The organism is Pelatocladus sp. BLCC-F211, from assembly GCF_041928655.1.
Lineage (GTDB): Bacteria > Cyanobacteriota > Cyanobacteriia > Cyanobacteriales > Nostocaceae > Pelatocladus.
Genome location: NZ_JBHFLM010000101.1, coordinates 1 through 13,964, shown reverse-complemented (window position 1 = coordinate 13,964; position 13,964 = coordinate 1). Strand labels below are relative to the sequence as shown.

The following is a 13,964-nucleotide window of genomic DNA, read 5'->3' as shown; positions in this document are numbered from 1 at the left end:
GATTTTTGCTGACCTCAGCTTGATGTAGTTTATACATAAGCGGCAAGAGTAGGGTGAGGCATCTAGGGGAATGCCTCTGGCATAGAAAAAAACGCTAAGAGTCTACGCCCACAAACAGTATAGCGATATTCTTTTACTGACTGCATCTTGACGTCCAATATAAAATCGGCTGGAAAAATGCTGCTGTGACAAAAATGTTAGCGTAAAATCTGACATCTGTAATAAGCGTAAGTATCAAACAATCCCCCAACAAAGCTACAGGTCAAACTAATAGTAAATAACCCTTCGATAGCGTTGCCGCTACCAAAAATAGCGAGAAACTGCATAATTGGGTTAGCGATCGCTTCGGTCACAGCTTGCAAGATAGGGATATGACCCATTAGCGACACAGTTAATAGTATGCTGCCGACAAAGAACATGGGTGCGACAAAACTAAAGATGATCGTCAGCAGTAGCGAGCGGAGAAAGTTAATCCAAATCGTCATGAAGGTCTGGCTCCCTGAATTAAAAAAGCAATAGCCGTTTAGCTGAGTAGTCACTTTCTACAATAAGTGCGATCGCAATACAATGGACGAGAGTTCAAAAATCTTAAGTTTTCATTAAAATACCTACACACAAATTTTCAGATATGCCTTCAACCCAGACAAGAGATCCAATCTAGATAATCCCGAAAAACCTAGCCTAGCAGGACTCTTTATCAGCATACTTAGAGAAAAACTCCTACTGATTTGAATGTTAATTTCTGAGATGAGATTTAAACTTAGTTAACCAAAATTTGAAGGGAGACAAGGAAGATGGGGAGAATAACCATTGACCATTGACTAAATTGCTATTCTTATTGCAGTTACTGAGTTAGCTGGTGAACATTGAGCGAGATTACATCTACATCTAGTTTGGGAAAATGGAGTCAGCGATTGCTGACAGCGATTTTTTTAGGTGGACAAGTTATAATCCATCTCCTTAGAGGAAAAATCCATCGTCGTAATACTGTAGAACAGTTGGCTGTAGTAGGGCCAGATTCGCTATTTATTGCGCTACTAACGGCTGTTTTTGTAGGTGCGGTATTTACTATTCAGGTAGCACGGGAGTTTATCAACTTTGGTGCAGGAAACCTGGTTGGTGGAGTATTAGCAGTGGCGTTAACACGGGAACTTTCACCCGTCCTCACAGCTGTAGTTATAGCAGGACGTGTTGGTTCGGCGTTTGCAGCCGAGATTGGAACAATGCGAGTAACTGAACAAATAGATGCTTTATTGATGCTGAAGACAGATCCAATTGATTATCTAGTTATTCCCCGTTTACTTGCTTGCTTTTTGATGATGCCAATTTTAACCCTGCTGTCGTTGGTGACGGGTATGCTGGGAGGCTTGATCATTGCTACAAATATTTACAACCTCTCTGATACGCAGTTTCTGGACTCAGCCCGTAATTTTCTGGACACTTGGGATATTGTCAGCGCCATGATCAAGGCGTGTTGTTTTGGAGTTTTGATCGCTATTATTGGTTGCAACTGGGGCTTGACAACAACGGGAGGAGCCAAAGGTGTGGGACAATCAACGACAACTGCTGTCGTTACTGCCTTGTTGGTCATATTTGCTAGTAATTTCTTTCTTTCTTGGTTAATGTTTCAAGGAACTGGGAGTGCGTTAACACAGGGGTTTTAGTTAATGGTCAATCCAAAATCCATAGACGCACGAAGTGCGGCTACCTTTGGTAGGCGCGTTAGCGACTTCTGCAAGTAGACACTCCCTGTCTACTCGACAGAGTAATCCAAAATCCTGCTAGAGGTTGACTAACCACTAACTCCTAAAATAAGAATAATGTCTACTAACAGAACAGGATTTGAGACTGTGACTACAACAAGCACACCATTATCAACTTCAACTGTGGAACTTAAGCCTAGTTACAACATCCCTGTAGTGTTAGTGATTACGGTTATTCCACTGCTATTAGTGCAACCTTGGGTAGGAGGTGCGATCGCACTATTTGGATTATTTCTCATGTTTCAGACAGTAACATTGCGCCTACAATTTACTGCCACTGATTTAGATGTATACAGAGGAGAAAAATTAATTCGGCGCTTTTCTTATCAAGAATGGCAAAATTGGCGGATATTCTGGGATCGTGTTCCCATCCTGTTTTACTTTAAAGAAGTTAAAAGCATCCATTTTCTACCAATTTTATTTGATCCCAAGACTCTAAAAATTTGTTTGGAACAACGCTGTCCACGTATTTAGGAAATCAGTGATCAGTGATCAGTTAACAGTTATCAGCTACAAATTGATCACTGAGAACTGGTAACTGATTTAATCTTAGATTGTATATTTGCTAAAAGTTCTTTAAATTGCGTCATAGGAATTACACTAATTTTTATGTATCCAGAGGAAGCTCAAAATCAACAACCCACAGACGAATCTTTGCAATCCAGAGAGGAAAAAAGCCCTCCTATACCTACAAATGGACAAAGAGAAAACTTAGCTGTTGAACCAGTATTAGAAGCAATGACGCAAAACTCGACAGTGGATACAGAACAAAACCAAAATCATTTAACAGCAAACTCACAAGCAACTAATCCTAATGATGAGTTTGCAGTGGAGCAACAAGAAGCAATCACCACTTTCGGATCAGAAAATCAACCAGAAATTCAAGCCAAACAACAACAACTAGCTGAGTTACAAGAACAAGAACAAGCCTTAAAAGCAGAAATTGCTAACTTACAAGCTTCATATAAAACCCTGCAAGCGCAAATGAATCAAACGCAAATTGCAATGGGAAATTTTGTGCAAGAGACGCTTTCTGGCTTAGAACAACGTAAAAATGCGCTGCAAATTTCTGTAGAACAACTAGAACGGCGTCAAGAACGCATTCGCAACGAGATGCGAACCACGTTTGCAGGTGCTTCTCAAGAATTAGCAATCCGAGTACAGGGTTTTAAAGACTATCTAGCTGGTAGCTTACAGGATTTAGCAATAGCCGCAGAACAATTACAATTAGTTCCAGCATCAAAACCAGAACCAGAAAAAGTTTTGATCAAGGAAGTCAGATCGGCTGAAACCGAATTAGGAACACCACAATTTACCCAACAGCAATTTCAAGACACTAGCAAGCAAATTCGTCGCCTCATTGACCAATACCGCACTAAACCAGATTATTATGGCCCAGCGTGGCAGTTGCGTCGTACCTTTGAACCAGTCCACGCCGAAAGAGTTTCTAACTGGTTTTTCAACCAAGGTGGACGGGGTGCTTTACGGACAATGGGCAGTAGGTTACAAAATATACTAGTAGCCTCCGCAGCGATTTCGATATTGCACAAAATTTATGGCGATCGCATCCGTACTCTAGTTTTAGCTAATACACCGGAACGCTTGGGTGAATGGCGACGCGGTTTACAAGATTGTTTAGGAATTGGTCGTCCAGATTTTGGTCCTGATCGGGGTGTTGTATTATTTGAGTCTCCAGAAGCAGTCGCACAAAAAGCCGAACGCTTAGAAAAATCCAAACAATTGCCTTTAATTATTATTGATGATTCTGAAGAAGTAATTAGCTTGGCACTATTGCAATTTCCTTTGTGGTTAGCCTTCGCCCCTGACCCCAAAATGATGAGAAGTTACGAAGATGATTTTTAGTCAATGGTGATTAGAGACGCGATGAATCAATTGGTGATTAGAGACGCGATAAATCGCGTCTGTACAATAGTCATTGCTCATTTGTCATTTGTCATTGGTAACTTCGATTATTTATTACCAACAACTAACAATCAATTATCAACCAACAACCAATAATTCAAAATTATGTCTACTTGGTTAAGTTTGTGTGGGGCAATTTTATTTGTAGCTTATGTGTTGGGTTCTCTCCCCACTGGCTACACAGTGGTGAAGCTATTAAAAGGTATTGATATTCGCGAAGTTGGTTCTGGTTCTACTGGCGCAACGAATGTGTTAAGAACATTGGGTAAAGGCCCTGGGGCATTTGTGTTGTTAATTGATTGCCTAAAGGGAGTTTTAGCCATCTTTCTTATTTACTGGTTATTCCATTTTGCCCAAATTCAAAATTTCATTCCCTCAACAGTCAATCCTGAAATCTGGGAAGCATGGATGGTGACTTTAGCTGGATTTTCAGTGGTACTTGGACACAGCAAATCTATTTTTTTGGGATTTACTGGCGGTAAATCTGTTGCTACCAGTTTAGGAGTTTTGTTGGCGATGAATTGGCAAGTTGCTTTAGCAACAGCAGGAGTATTTGCCGTTGTTGTGGCAATATCAAGGATTGTGTCTTTAAGTTCAATTGCGGGTGCGATCGCAGTTTCCATTTTCATGACACTTCTGCATCAACCCTTACCCTACATTTTGTTTGGCGTTGCTGCTGGTTTGTACGTGATTCTGCGTCATCGTAGTAATATTGATCGCATCATCGCAGGTACTGAACCAAAGCTAGGACAAAAATTACAAACAGAAACATCTGAAGCTTGAATGAAGACGCGGGGAAAATTTGTTTTTCTGTTCCCCGTTCCTTTTTTTACCACGCCAGAGGCTTACCATCGCGGAAGAATCCACCTGTAGGCCCATCATCGGGTAATGTTGCTGCCCACACAACCCCTGCTGCACCATCTTCAACTGGTCGTCCTCCTGCGCCACCCATCTCAGTAGCAACCCAGCCTGGACACACTGAGTTCACAAGAATACCAGTTCCTTTTAATTCTTCAGCTAGCATTCGAGTCAGTGCATTAAGTGCTACTTTCGATACACTGTAGGCTGGTGTACCACCACTCATGCTAGTCAACGATCCGGCTCCACTGGAAACATTAACGATTCGTCCATGTTTGCTTTGACGTAACAGGGGAATAAATGCTTGACACATGCGCCAAGGACCAAAGGTGTTCGTTTCTAGTGCTTCGTGTACTGTGTCAAAGTTAGCATTGATTGCTTGCTGCCAAGTGTCATAGAGAATACCAGCATTATTAATCAGGATATCTAATCGCCCAAATTCTTCTTTGACTTGAGTTACTAGGCGATCGATACTTTCTTGATTAGTTACATCCAGCCAACGCGGTAAGACCTCAAGTCCTTCTTTTGCCAAAGTTTCAGCAGCGGCTTTTCCCTTTTCTAGGTTACGCGCTCCTAAAATTACAGTGATATTTTGACGAGCAAGTTGACGTGCAACTTCGAGTCCGATACCTCGATTTGCACCAGTTGCGATCGCTATACTTGGTATTTGCTTTTCTGAGTTCATTGGCGCTCCTTAGTGGTTGTGATACCTACACCAAAAAGGTTACTATCTCTACGGCTGTGTCTGAACGTGAGGGTAACTGCGGATCTTGCTATCCATTGTCACCAATGGACAATCATAAACTCGTGCTGTTGCAACAATAATTTGATCGGCAGGATCACGATGAAAATCACCAGGTAGTTGGGTAGACTCTACACAAATCCGGGGTGTTAGCTCCACAAGACAAATACCAGGATAACCAAGGGCTTGATCTAGCCATTTATCTACAGAAAAAGGCAGAATTAATCGACCACGCTCTACTAACTTTGCAACTTCCCAGCAAGAGATAGCACTAACGCCTAAGCCTTGTAATTCCTGCGCTTGGATATAGTCTTGATATTCCTGAGTGAGCTGAGTATCTCCATGAACCCACCAAACCCAAATATGGGTATCAAGCAAAATCATTGTGTAACTTCCCAATCGTCTTGAGCTACAGGTTCAGTCGGCGCAACATATTGAATAGCAGTTCCGCGAAGAGGATACCTATTTTGCTCAGATGCTTTTTGGGGTTGAGACAGGATAATTACCTCAACCCGTTCCCCAGAGTGAAATGGCAAGTTTTCTAACGTCAGCTTTCGATCTTGTCCGATTGTTGTTTCAACGCGGTGTGCCAGCATAGTATAGGTTCAAACAGGAACTGTAGCAACATTATAAAACTAGAAAAGTAGGTCAGCTTAGGTTTGAACTCAATATCTTAAGTACTAAAGCTGCTTGCTAAGAAAGGTTTATTAACCTGTAAATATTAGCAAAATCTACAAAACAACTTCTAATTTCAAATTTGTTTGCAACGTCTTTAGTCTAGGAGTAACCCACTTTTTATGCCAATAGTCTACTAAGTCTTTTTGGGTAAACTCTCGCCATACTACCCGGTTTGTATCTCCAAGCAGATATTCCTTCCAATTTTCAGCCAGGGTGCAACGATAGTATCCTTCGTGTGTTTATATGTTTAGCAACTAATTCAATAGCGCTATCAGGGATTTCTTTTCCTGGCATATCTTAGCTTTTGCAATGTTACTTTAGAAGATTGTACAAGCGCTCATGGTGTTATTACAACATTTGTTAGGTAGCTTATACGACAATAATCTGTCTCTCTACTCTGCGATTACCTCATCAACACTCTTAAAGCATTACACTACTTACAACTTTACGGTAGCTCAACCCTAAATATATACCAGTCTACAGTGTCTAGGCACTACTTCCCGACAGTAAAGTAAAAATTAACACCGCATATTAGAATGGCGATCGCACTAACGATGCATTTACGTTATTTCCACTGACTTACTTACCAAGCAATTGCTACCAATCCTGAAGCGGTAATATTTTGGTCGCAGGTTAACAAAACAACTGTCTCTCCTTGATTTGCCAAAAAAATAGCAGTTGCAACAATTTGTCAGTCATGCATTTGTGCGATCGCAGATAAACCAATAGTTTGTTGAATAACGTTTATGTCTAGTGGATGTACCATGACACGACTGTCTGCATTTACTGCTGAAAGTAAAGCAGTTGCTGAAGAAATCGATGTTCGTCCACGTTCTACAATCCAAACAGCCTCAGCTAAAGCTGTAGCAGGTATGACTAATTGGCTCTCAGGGTTTGAAAGAATTGTTTTCGCGTTACTTCCCAAGCGGGGATTTCCTTCTAGGAACCAAATGAGAGCATGGGTATCGATAACGTATTTCACTTTTACCTAAGACCAGTCCAATCCGTCATCAAAATCACCATGAAATTCTGCTATTTTGAAATCTTCTTCGGTTGAGTGTTGATTTGAAGTAGCCAACATACCAAAGTACATCATTTGTGGAGTGAACTTAACTGGCTTTGCTTCTAAAAAAGTAACAATGACGCGGCTTTCTACCACGTCAGATGGAATTTCAGACAACTCAATCGTACCGTATTTGTAAACTCCTTCAACTGACTTCAACATTACCACTAACCTCGTTGGTTGGAATATAGTATAACCCGTAACTTGCCGTACTTAAACTCGCTACTCTGAGAGATTGAATACGCTCTTGTATTTCTGGTGATAATTCTCCCACCCGTCTTTGTAATAGTCGTAGAATGAGCGCCTGTTCGCCTTCCTGTTTACCGCGCTCGTAGCCAATGCGCTCACCTGTAGTAACGTATCTCATAGTACGCTCCTGCTCAAATTGTTTGAACTGTTCCCAAAACTCTGTTTCCAATGCCTTTGGCAATATCATAACCCAATCGATAAATCTATATAGATTGCGGATATCCTGCTCTTGCAAACCTAAATCATACAGTCGGCGAATCAAGCTAAATTTCCAAGTTTTACGTTCCTGGGGTTGTTGGCGCGTCTGTTGTGTTTTTAAATGCGCCATCACTACGATTGCAAAAGTGTCTGATTTAACCAACAGCGTATTCTGTGAACTGTCGCATAAATGGTGAATGAAACCCAATCACAATATCTTGCTTTGGTACACCCTGTTTAATTAATTCCTCTGCGAAATCAATTTCTGTACCGTTATATTGAAGCCAAATCTTATCATTTTTAATATCGAAATGTAGCACACAACCATAAACTCGGTGACGATTTCGCCAACCAACATTTACTAATTGATAATGGTCATGTTCCGTATCAAATATCATTTGTCTTTCTACGTCATCTCTAGTTGCAGCTTCATTGACGTAATTTACAATCAAGCTTTTGATAATTTCCCGATATTGAACTATTTTATCCATCGTTCAATCACTTCCTGTTCTGGTTCGTAAATCAGCAGCTTGAGATTTTGAGATTGAATCACAATTTGAACTAGCTCTAGTTTAAAAAAAGTTTCATATGTTGTGCTGGGAACAGCTAAATATAATTCTCGTTCTGGTTGCTCTTGACTCAAAGCAGTTCGATAGTTAATAAATTGTCCCAGCGCTGTGTGAAACAGAGAAATAGTTGAACTTCCAATAAAACTTTTGACTTCAACGGCAATTTTTTCTCCTTCTCTTTCTGCTGCAATGAGTTTTTCTGCACCTAAATCGATATAAATTTCAACTCCACCGAAATCTAGATATATTGGGTCATCTGTAATCAACCATCCATCTTTTTCAAGAGCATGTTTGACTGCGTTGTGAAAGATATCTTTGGCAGGCATAGTAAAATATAGTAAAAAATCGACCTGCAATGCCGTGCAAAATCATTATCTATATAATAGTTCAATTACACTCCACACCCATTTTCCAGACAGGATCATCATAAAGGTAGTATGCTGTGTCTTGGACTAATCCCGCTTTTTTCCAAAGATGTCCCAGATTTGGTAAGCTAAAAACCTAGACAAGCTATTATAAAAATCATGCCTGCGCCTACTATAACTGCTACAACTACTACCTTTCCCTTGGCTGCTGTCGTCGGTCAAGAAGCAATCAAACTAGCCTTACTTTTAGCAGCAGTTGATCCGGGATTGGGGGGAGTAGCGATCGCAGGTCGTCGTGGTACGGCAAAATCTGTAATGGCGCGTGCAATTCACGCTCTACTACCACCAATTGAAGTTGTCAAAGGTTCACTCAGCAACTGTGACCCCAATCACCCAGAAGAATGGGATGATGAATTGTATGGAGACGTTACATGTAACGTCTCTACAGAAAATGTGCCAACCGAAGTTATTCCTGCACCCTTCATCCAAATTCCTCTAGGAGTAACAGAAGACCGACTCATCGGTTCTGTAGATGTAGAACAGTCGGTCAAACAAGGACAAACTATTTTTCAACCAGGACTACTCGCAGCTGCAAATCGAGGCGTTCTCTACGTCGATGAAATAAACTTATTAGATGACCAAATTAGCAACCAACTTTTATCAGTATTATCTGAGGGACGTAACCAAATTGAGCGGGAAGGTATAAGTTTCCAGCATCCTTGTAAACCCCTATTTATCGCTACATATAACCCAGAAGAAGGTGCTTTGCGGGAGCATTTACTCGATAGAATTGCGATTGTTCTTTCTGCGGATGGTGTTTTGGGTTTAGACCAAAGAGTGCAAGCAGTGGAACAGGCGATCGCCTACTCTAAATCTCCTCAAGAATTTCTCCAGCAATACAGCGAAGATATCGACGCCCTCAAAACTCAAATTATCTTCGCGCGGGAATGGTTAAAAGATGTCTGCATTACCCACGACCAAATTACTTACTTAGTCGAAGAAGCAATTCGCGGTGGTGTCCAAGGACATCGGGCGGAATTATTTGCTGTGCGGGTGGCGAAAGCTTCTGCGGCCTTGGATGGACGCACCCAAGTCAACGCCGATGATTTGCGTCGAGCGGTGGAATTAGTCATCGTACCACGGGCAACTCAGATTCAGACACCCCCACCTGACCAACAACAACCCCCACCACCACCTCCTCCTCCCCAAGATCAACAAGAACCTGACGACGAAGAACAAGAACAGGAGGAAGAGGAAGATAACGAAGAACAACAAGAACCGCCCAATATACCGGAAGAATTTATCTTTGACCCGGAAGGAGTCGTTCTGGATCAGAGTGTGCTTTATTTTGCTCAGATGGCACAGCGACACGGTAAATCAGGGAGTCGGAGTTTAATCTTCTCCGAAGACCGGGGACGATACATTAAGCCAATGCTACCCAAAGGCAAAGTTCGGCGCATTGCCGTAGATGCCACAATGCGAGCCGCAGCCCCGTATCAAAAAGCACGACGCGCTCGTCATCAAGGAGATGCACAAAAGCGGGTATTTATCGAACAAGGCGATATTCGCTCGAAGCGGCTAGCACGTAAAGCTGGAGCGTTGATAGTATTTATTGTAGATGCCTCTGGTTCAATGGCGTTGAACCGGATGCAGTCTGCTAAAGGTGCGGTGATGCAACTGTTGACGGAAGCATACCAAAATCGTGATCAAGTAGCTTTGATTCCCTTCCGAGGAGAACAGGCTGAGGTTTTGTTACCACCGACACGTTCGATCGCTTTAGCACGAAACCGTTTGGAGAGATTACCTTGTGGTGGCGGTTCACCGCTAGCACACGGTTTGACACAAGCTGTACGGGTGGGATTGAATGCTCAAATGAGTGGAGATATTGGTCAAATTGTCCTGGTAGCGATCACCGATGGTCGGGGTAATATTCCCTTGTCGCGTTCTTTGGGCGAACCACAAGAACCAGGAGAAAAGCCAGATATCAAAGCCGAATTGTTAAATATTGCTGCTAGAATCCGGGCATTGGGGATGCAATTGTTGGTGATTGATACCGAAAGTAAATTTGTTTCCACTGGCTTTGCCAAAGAAATAGCCAAAACTGCTGGAGGTAAGTATTATCATTTGCCTAAAGCTAGTGATAAAGCGATCGCCGCAATGACCAAAGGAGCGATCGCGGATATTAAATCACGATAGGTATTTCGGAAAAACTTAGACAATTATTTTGATTTTGCTGTGTTCGGTTGCCAATAATAAGCAAATAATGAAGGCTGATTGTCTCTGATTTGCCAAATTAACATCTCGTTGATTGTTAATTTGGAAAAACTTGCTTTGGAATAAACACGAATATATTCATTCGAGTTTTCATCGAAAGGTAGCCATTCCCACCCAACTAGCTCAAATGATTTTCCTGTTCCAAGTGCTTGATGAATGCGATCGCAATCCTTCAAGAAATCTGTTTGCGTGATATCTTTTTTTAATAAATCACTGGCTTTTTCATAAATTTTTTGACACTGATCTTGACTAATATGTGTATGAAACTCTTGAATAGATGTCGTAATTGCGTTTTTTTTACTCTCCAAATTTGTGATATTAAAAAATTGATATTTCGGAGTAATTTCTGGAATACAACCCACACTAATGCCTTCGCCAACTCGGACTGAACAATTCTTGAGACCAACTTTTGCTTGACCTTGAAACACTGCTATTAACTCAGAGATGAGAAATGGAACAACAGAGAACAAAAATGGAACAACAAAGATCAGAAAAAACAGAATACCTAAGCACCCTGATTTTTGAGGGGATGATTGAGACATTGACGACTCCTGATATCAAATTTTGATAAATATCTACCTTTCCCAGGAATAAAACAGTAAATAAGGGCTGTACTCAAGTCAAAGTATTACTTGTTCCTGCTGAGTTATGCACATCGCAATTCCCTTCTCGTAGTAAGCCGCTTCGTTAATAAAAACCGGATATACTATTGAGTCTCCTTGATAGGCGATCGCTTCTCCCGTAAATGTCAAAAATATTGGCTCGCCGGGAGCAAGTGGTTTGTAGTCTTGAAACTGAAGTTGTGGATGGATCATCGCTTGTAGCTCACCAGATTCATTTCTGGGATAGTCAATTGTTCCACAATGGCGGTAAAAGGTGAGCGTGTTATGAAACGATGGAATTTTCCCTTGATTATATTGCTCTAAATAATTCAAAGCAGTTTCAATTAAGGCTTCAGTTTGTACAAAGCGATCGGCTTGCAAAACCCCTTGAGCCACTGCTCCCACCTCAATCGTGCAACCTAATTCACAAATAGATGGCAAACTAGAAGATTCTATAGATTTCGGTAAGATATAAACGTTTACTAAAGGGTTCACACTCTGAAGATAGGCAACTAATTGCAGATTAAAAGGATGCTCATTGCTGATCACAGTTAAGCCCATATTTGCGGTCGTGCTGTGGATATCTAAAATCACATTAACCGGAGTTTTGCCATTTGCACCAAATAAATTATTGATTTCTCTGGCTCGGATATCTTCGCAGCTAAAGCGCGTCAAATCTTGCAAATCTGACTTTTGGAAACAACGATTTTGGTCTTTATCAATATATCGACGTACGGCTGCAAATGCTTTGGGATTTGCCAATAAAGTTAAAGTTTCAAAATTGGCTCGATGCACCAAATTAGGATGCTGTTCAAATTTTTTGATCAGATAAGCACCAGTGAACTCATTCCCATGAGTTCCTCCAACAATCAAAACTCGTTGAATTGGAGGGATTAAATTTGTAGTCAAAATTCTGTGTCCTAATGAATGATTGAGTAATCAAATCTTAGGAGTTTACAGACTATAACTCAATTATCAAATTTCATATTGTATTATATGCTTTTAGATATAACACTATTAAGGTTTTTCTAAAAATAATCTCTGGCTCTTAATCCTGATCGGTTTGCTCCAACGCAGTTTTATATTGCTGATCGCTATCACTTGCAGCTGCTTCTAGCTTTTGACAAATGGCTGCTTGAACTTTCTGATCAAAATCAGGATCGCCGGGACTTGCAATAATTCTGCGTGGACGTTGATTAATTCTGTCTAAGTATGCTTGAAAAGCAGCTTGATCTGTGCGATTTTTGAGAAAATACTGCCTCAATTCACTATCAGACATTTCATCATAGTTTACCCAGTTCATCAAAAAAACTCCCCATTGGGTAAGATTTGAAACTCAAGCTCTTCGTTATGCCCAGCTAATATATATACGTTGCGAGTTCGACTATCAACACAAATGAGATGTATTGGCTGGAGCATCATGTACGTTAGTTGAAAGGCGACGCGATAGAGACTTTCTAGTTGAGCATTAGTAGGTATTTCGGTCACTCACTCCTCGTATTACCTATATTAACAATTAATATCTTCTCAATCTTATTACAGGAGACTCCTGTTATACGTAAAATATTATATAAAGCATAAGATCATATAGATTTTATATATAATTAATTGAGTTTATGATGAACCTAGAACGTCTAGAACGTTTTGTTTTTTTAGCTACGCTCAAGAATGAGGCTGGACAAAAAGATATCAATATGAGTCGAGCCGCAGAGCAACTGCATATTCCTCAGCCATATCTCAGCAAGCAAATTAAACAATTGGAAGAAGAACTAGAAGTAGAACTGTTTGTCCGTAAGCCTCGCTTGGAACTCACGCTATACGGTAAGGTTTTCCTCACAGATGCACAACGCCTTCTTGAACAAGTCGAGCGGATTGAGATGTCTGCAAAACAAGTAAATCAAGGCGAAATCGGACAATTAGTAGTTGGTATTAGTACTTCAGTATCTAATGGCCTGCTACCAGATATCCTTCGTGTTTTTCGTCAGAGATTCCCAAATGTGAATTTACGATTGCAAGAGCTTGTGTCTGAAGATAGTCGCCAGAGACTTCAAGATCGCACACTAGATGTGGATTTTGAGAATTTATACAATCTCCAAGATGTGGACGATCGCCATTTTCTTACCTACGAAGTTGTCAAGCAAGAGTCACTAGTGATGGTACTACCCAAGGAACACCCCCTGGCTGATCAACCACAAGTTCAACTCTCAGATTTTGCAGCTGAACCATTCGTACTTCCTGCTTGTGACAGAGTACCAGGACTACACACAATGATTCGGATGGCTTGTCTGGAAGCAGGATTTCACCCGAAGGTGGCACAGGAAGCCGCCTGGATGACAAGTATTCTCAGTCTGGTTGCGGGTGAAATCGGTGTAACATTATTACCTGCTAATGTGATGAATCTTCAACGTACAGGTGTTGTTTATCGAAAAATCTCAGGACAATTACCGGTGTTCCAAATAGCGATGACTTGGCGACGAGATAATCAATCGAAAATCTTGTCTAACTTCCTGAACGTGGTTAGAGAAGTCTCTCGTGGGTAAGTGAACTACTCAGACTTGCCTACGGCTGAAGTCTGAGCTTCCCAATTCATCGGGAACAGCCTCAAAAACTCCGTAGTTTTTTTGGTCTTACATTCCCTCGGTGGGCAGGAGTCCTGGTTCCCAAGACCCAAATCTTTTTC

General features: G+C 41.2%; 18 protein-coding genes and 1 pseudogene. 6 read left to right on the top strand and 13 right to left on the bottom strand.

Annotated elements, in window-relative coordinates:
- Nucleotides 1-197: 197 nt before the first annotated feature.
- The gene (locus ACE1AT_RS12220) at nucleotides 198-485 is read right to left on the bottom strand and encodes a hypothetical protein (protein ID WP_374868595.1); all 288 of its coding nucleotides are present in this window, start codon (nucleotides 483-485) and stop codon (nucleotides 198-200) included.
- Between the two features lie 408 nt (nucleotides 486-893).
- On the opposite strand from ACE1AT_RS12220, the gene ACE1AT_RS12215 reads away from it, so the two are divergent.
- The 4 genes from ACE1AT_RS12215 (at nucleotide 894) to plsY (ending at nucleotide 4,469) form a co-directional block, all read left to right on the top strand.
- Nucleotides 894-1,664, top strand: a complete 771-nt coding sequence (locus ACE1AT_RS12215; protein ID WP_374868670.1) for an MlaE family lipid ABC transporter permease subunit — start codon at nucleotides 894-896, stop codon at nucleotides 1,662-1,664.
- Between the two features lie 156 nt (nucleotides 1,665-1,820).
- Nucleotides 1,821-2,237, top strand: coding sequence for a DUF3119 family protein (locus ACE1AT_RS12210; protein ID WP_374868593.1), 417 nt, complete (start codon nucleotides 1,821-1,823; stop codon nucleotides 2,235-2,237).
- Nucleotides 2,238-2,372: 135 nt separating this feature from the next.
- Nucleotides 2,373-3,626 carry a DUF3086 domain-containing protein gene (locus ACE1AT_RS12205; RefSeq protein WP_374868591.1) on the top strand — a complete coding sequence of 418 codons (1,254 nt, stop codon included), beginning with the start codon at nucleotides 2,373-2,375 and terminating at the stop codon, nucleotides 3,624-3,626.
- A gap of 165 nt (nucleotides 3,627-3,791) precedes the next feature.
- Nucleotides 3,792-4,469: a glycerol-3-phosphate 1-O-acyltransferase PlsY gene (plsY, locus tag ACE1AT_RS12200; protein ID WP_374868589.1), complete on the top strand. Its 678-nt coding sequence runs from the start codon at nucleotides 3,792-3,794 to the stop codon at nucleotides 4,467-4,469.
- A gap of 46 nt (nucleotides 4,470-4,515) precedes the next feature.
- Here the strand turns inward: plsY and ACE1AT_RS12195 are convergent, their stop codons facing one another.
- From ACE1AT_RS12195 to ACE1AT_RS12160, 8 genes and pseudogenes are all read right to left on the bottom strand, one after another.
- A complete protein-coding gene (locus ACE1AT_RS12195; RefSeq protein ID WP_374868587.1) occupies nucleotides 4,516-5,229 on the bottom strand; it encodes an SDR family oxidoreductase in 714 nt (237 codons plus the stop codon).
- A 48-nt stretch (nucleotides 5,230-5,277) separates the two neighbouring features.
- On the bottom strand, nucleotides 5,278-5,670 hold the full coding sequence (locus tag ACE1AT_RS12190) for a type II toxin-antitoxin system VapC family toxin (protein WP_053458194.1): 393 nt from the start codon (nucleotides 5,668-5,670) through the stop codon (nucleotides 5,278-5,280).
- The gene (locus ACE1AT_RS12185) at nucleotides 5,667-5,882 is read right to left on the bottom strand and encodes a hypothetical protein (protein ID WP_026721782.1); all 216 of its coding nucleotides are present in this window, start codon (nucleotides 5,880-5,882) and stop codon (nucleotides 5,667-5,669) included. The genes ACE1AT_RS12190 and ACE1AT_RS12185 overlap by 4 nt, the downstream gene beginning before the upstream one ends.
- A 773-nt stretch (nucleotides 5,883-6,655) precedes the next feature.
- Nucleotides 6,656-6,946, bottom strand: a complete 291-nt coding sequence (locus tag ACE1AT_RS12180) for a type II toxin-antitoxin system VapC family toxin (RefSeq protein ID WP_374868584.1) — start codon at nucleotides 6,944-6,946, stop codon at nucleotides 6,656-6,658.
- A gap of 6 nt (nucleotides 6,947-6,952) precedes the next feature.
- Nucleotides 6,953-7,189, bottom strand: a complete 237-nt coding sequence (locus ACE1AT_RS12175; RefSeq protein ID WP_096675752.1) for a hypothetical protein — start codon at nucleotides 7,187-7,189, stop codon at nucleotides 6,953-6,955.
- Nucleotides 7,173-7,628: pseudogene (locus tag ACE1AT_RS12170) on the bottom strand (DUF4351 domain-containing protein); the annotation flags it as partial. The gene ACE1AT_RS12175 and the pseudogene ACE1AT_RS12170, both read right to left, overlap by 17 nt.
- A gap of 1 nt (nucleotide 7,629) precedes the next feature.
- Nucleotides 7,630-7,965 (bottom strand): XisI protein, encoded by a 336-nt coding sequence (locus ACE1AT_RS12165; RefSeq protein ID WP_374868582.1) that lies wholly within the window; start codon nucleotides 7,963-7,965, stop codon nucleotides 7,630-7,632.
- Complete coding sequence (locus tag ACE1AT_RS12160) at nucleotides 7,953-8,369, bottom strand: XisH family protein (RefSeq protein ID WP_374868580.1); 417 nt, start codon at nucleotides 8,367-8,369, stop codon at nucleotides 7,953-7,955. Before ACE1AT_RS12160 ends, ACE1AT_RS12165 begins: the two co-directional genes overlap by 13 nt.
- Before the next feature lie 198 nt (nucleotides 8,370-8,567).
- Between ACE1AT_RS12160 and bchD the strand changes: the two genes are divergently transcribed.
- Nucleotides 8,568-10,604 carry a magnesium chelatase ATPase subunit D gene (bchD, locus tag ACE1AT_RS12155; RefSeq protein WP_374868578.1) on the top strand — a complete coding sequence of 679 codons (2,037 nt, stop codon included), beginning with the start codon at nucleotides 8,568-8,570 and terminating at the stop codon, nucleotides 10,602-10,604.
- Nucleotides 10,605-10,627: 23 nt separating this feature from the next.
- On the opposite strand, the gene ACE1AT_RS12150 is transcribed toward bchD, so the two are convergent.
- The 4 genes from ACE1AT_RS12150 to ACE1AT_RS12135 all read right to left on the bottom strand — a co-directional run bounded on the left by ACE1AT_RS12150 (nucleotide 10,628) and on the right by ACE1AT_RS12135 (nucleotide 12,763).
- Complete coding sequence (locus ACE1AT_RS12150; RefSeq protein WP_374868576.1) at nucleotides 10,628-11,224, bottom strand: hypothetical protein; 597 nt, start codon at nucleotides 11,222-11,224, stop codon at nucleotides 10,628-10,630.
- Between the two features lie 78 nt (nucleotides 11,225-11,302).
- Nucleotides 11,303-12,178 (bottom strand): aspartoacylase, encoded by an 876-nt coding sequence (locus ACE1AT_RS12145; RefSeq protein WP_374868668.1) that lies wholly within the window; start codon nucleotides 12,176-12,178, stop codon nucleotides 11,303-11,305.
- A 154-nt stretch (nucleotides 12,179-12,332) separates the two neighbouring features.
- Entirely contained in the window at nucleotides 12,333-12,587 is a 255-nt protein-coding gene (locus tag ACE1AT_RS12140; protein ID WP_374868574.1) for a hypothetical protein, read from the bottom strand.
- The gene (locus ACE1AT_RS12135; RefSeq protein WP_374868666.1) at nucleotides 12,587-12,763 is read right to left on the bottom strand and encodes a hypothetical protein; all 177 of its coding nucleotides are present in this window, start codon (nucleotides 12,761-12,763) and stop codon (nucleotides 12,587-12,589) included. The genes ACE1AT_RS12140 and ACE1AT_RS12135 overlap by 1 nt, the downstream gene beginning before the upstream one ends.
- A 137-nt stretch (nucleotides 12,764-12,900) precedes the next feature.
- Here ACE1AT_RS12135 and ACE1AT_RS12130 point away from each other — a divergent pair, with 137 nt between their 5' ends.
- Nucleotides 12,901-13,824 (top strand): LysR substrate-binding domain-containing protein, encoded by a 924-nt coding sequence (locus tag ACE1AT_RS12130; RefSeq protein WP_374868572.1) that lies wholly within the window; start codon nucleotides 12,901-12,903, stop codon nucleotides 13,822-13,824.
- The last annotated feature ends 140 nt before the right edge of the window (nucleotides 13,825-13,964 follow it).

Bases quoted from the DNA above. Each gene is read 5' to 3' on its own strand.
- ACE1AT_RS12185 (WP_026721782.1), bottom strand. From the start codon at position 5,882: ATGCTGGCACACCGCGTTGAAACAACAATCGGACAAGATCGAAAGCTG.
- ACE1AT_RS12165 (WP_374868582.1), bottom strand. From the start codon at position 7,965: ATGGATAAAATAGTTCAATATCGGGAAATTATCAAAAGCTTGATTGTA.
- ACE1AT_RS12175 (WP_096675752.1), bottom strand. From the start codon at position 7,189: ATGTTGAAGTCAGTTGAAGGAGTTTACAAATACGGTACGATTGAGTTG.
- ACE1AT_RS12140 (WP_374868574.1), bottom strand. From the start codon at position 12,587: ATGAACTGGGTAAACTATGATGAAATGTCTGATAGTGAATTGAGGCAG.
- ACE1AT_RS12150 (WP_374868576.1), bottom strand. From the start codon at position 11,224: ATGTCTCAATCATCCCCTCAAAAATCAGGGTGCTTAGGTATTCTGTTT.
- bchD (WP_374868578.1), top strand. From the start codon at position 8,568: ATGCCTGCGCCTACTATAACTGCTACAACTACTACCTTTCCCTTGGCT.
- ACE1AT_RS12190 (WP_053458194.1), bottom strand. From the start codon at position 5,670: ATGATTTTGCTTGATACCCATATTTGGGTTTGGTGGGTTCATGGAGAT.
- ACE1AT_RS12220 (WP_374868595.1), bottom strand. From the start codon at position 485: ATGACGATTTGGATTAACTTTCTCCGCTCGCTACTGCTGACGATCATC.
- plsY (WP_374868589.1), top strand. From the start codon at position 3,792: ATGTCTACTTGGTTAAGTTTGTGTGGGGCAATTTTATTTGTAGCTTAT.
- ACE1AT_RS12210 (WP_374868593.1), top strand. From the start codon at position 1,821: ATGTCTACTAACAGAACAGGATTTGAGACTGTGACTACAACAAGCACA.
- ACE1AT_RS12195 (WP_374868587.1), bottom strand. From the start codon at position 5,229: ATGAACTCAGAAAAGCAAATACCAAGTATAGCGATCGCAACTGGTGCA.
- ACE1AT_RS12160 (WP_374868580.1), bottom strand. From the start codon at position 8,369: ATGCCTGCCAAAGATATCTTTCACAACGCAGTCAAACATGCTCTTGAA.
- ACE1AT_RS12205 (WP_374868591.1), top strand. From the start codon at position 2,373: ATGTATCCAGAGGAAGCTCAAAATCAACAACCCACAGACGAATCTTTG.
- ACE1AT_RS12130 (WP_374868572.1), top strand. From the start codon at position 12,901: ATGATGAACCTAGAACGTCTAGAACGTTTTGTTTTTTTAGCTACGCTC.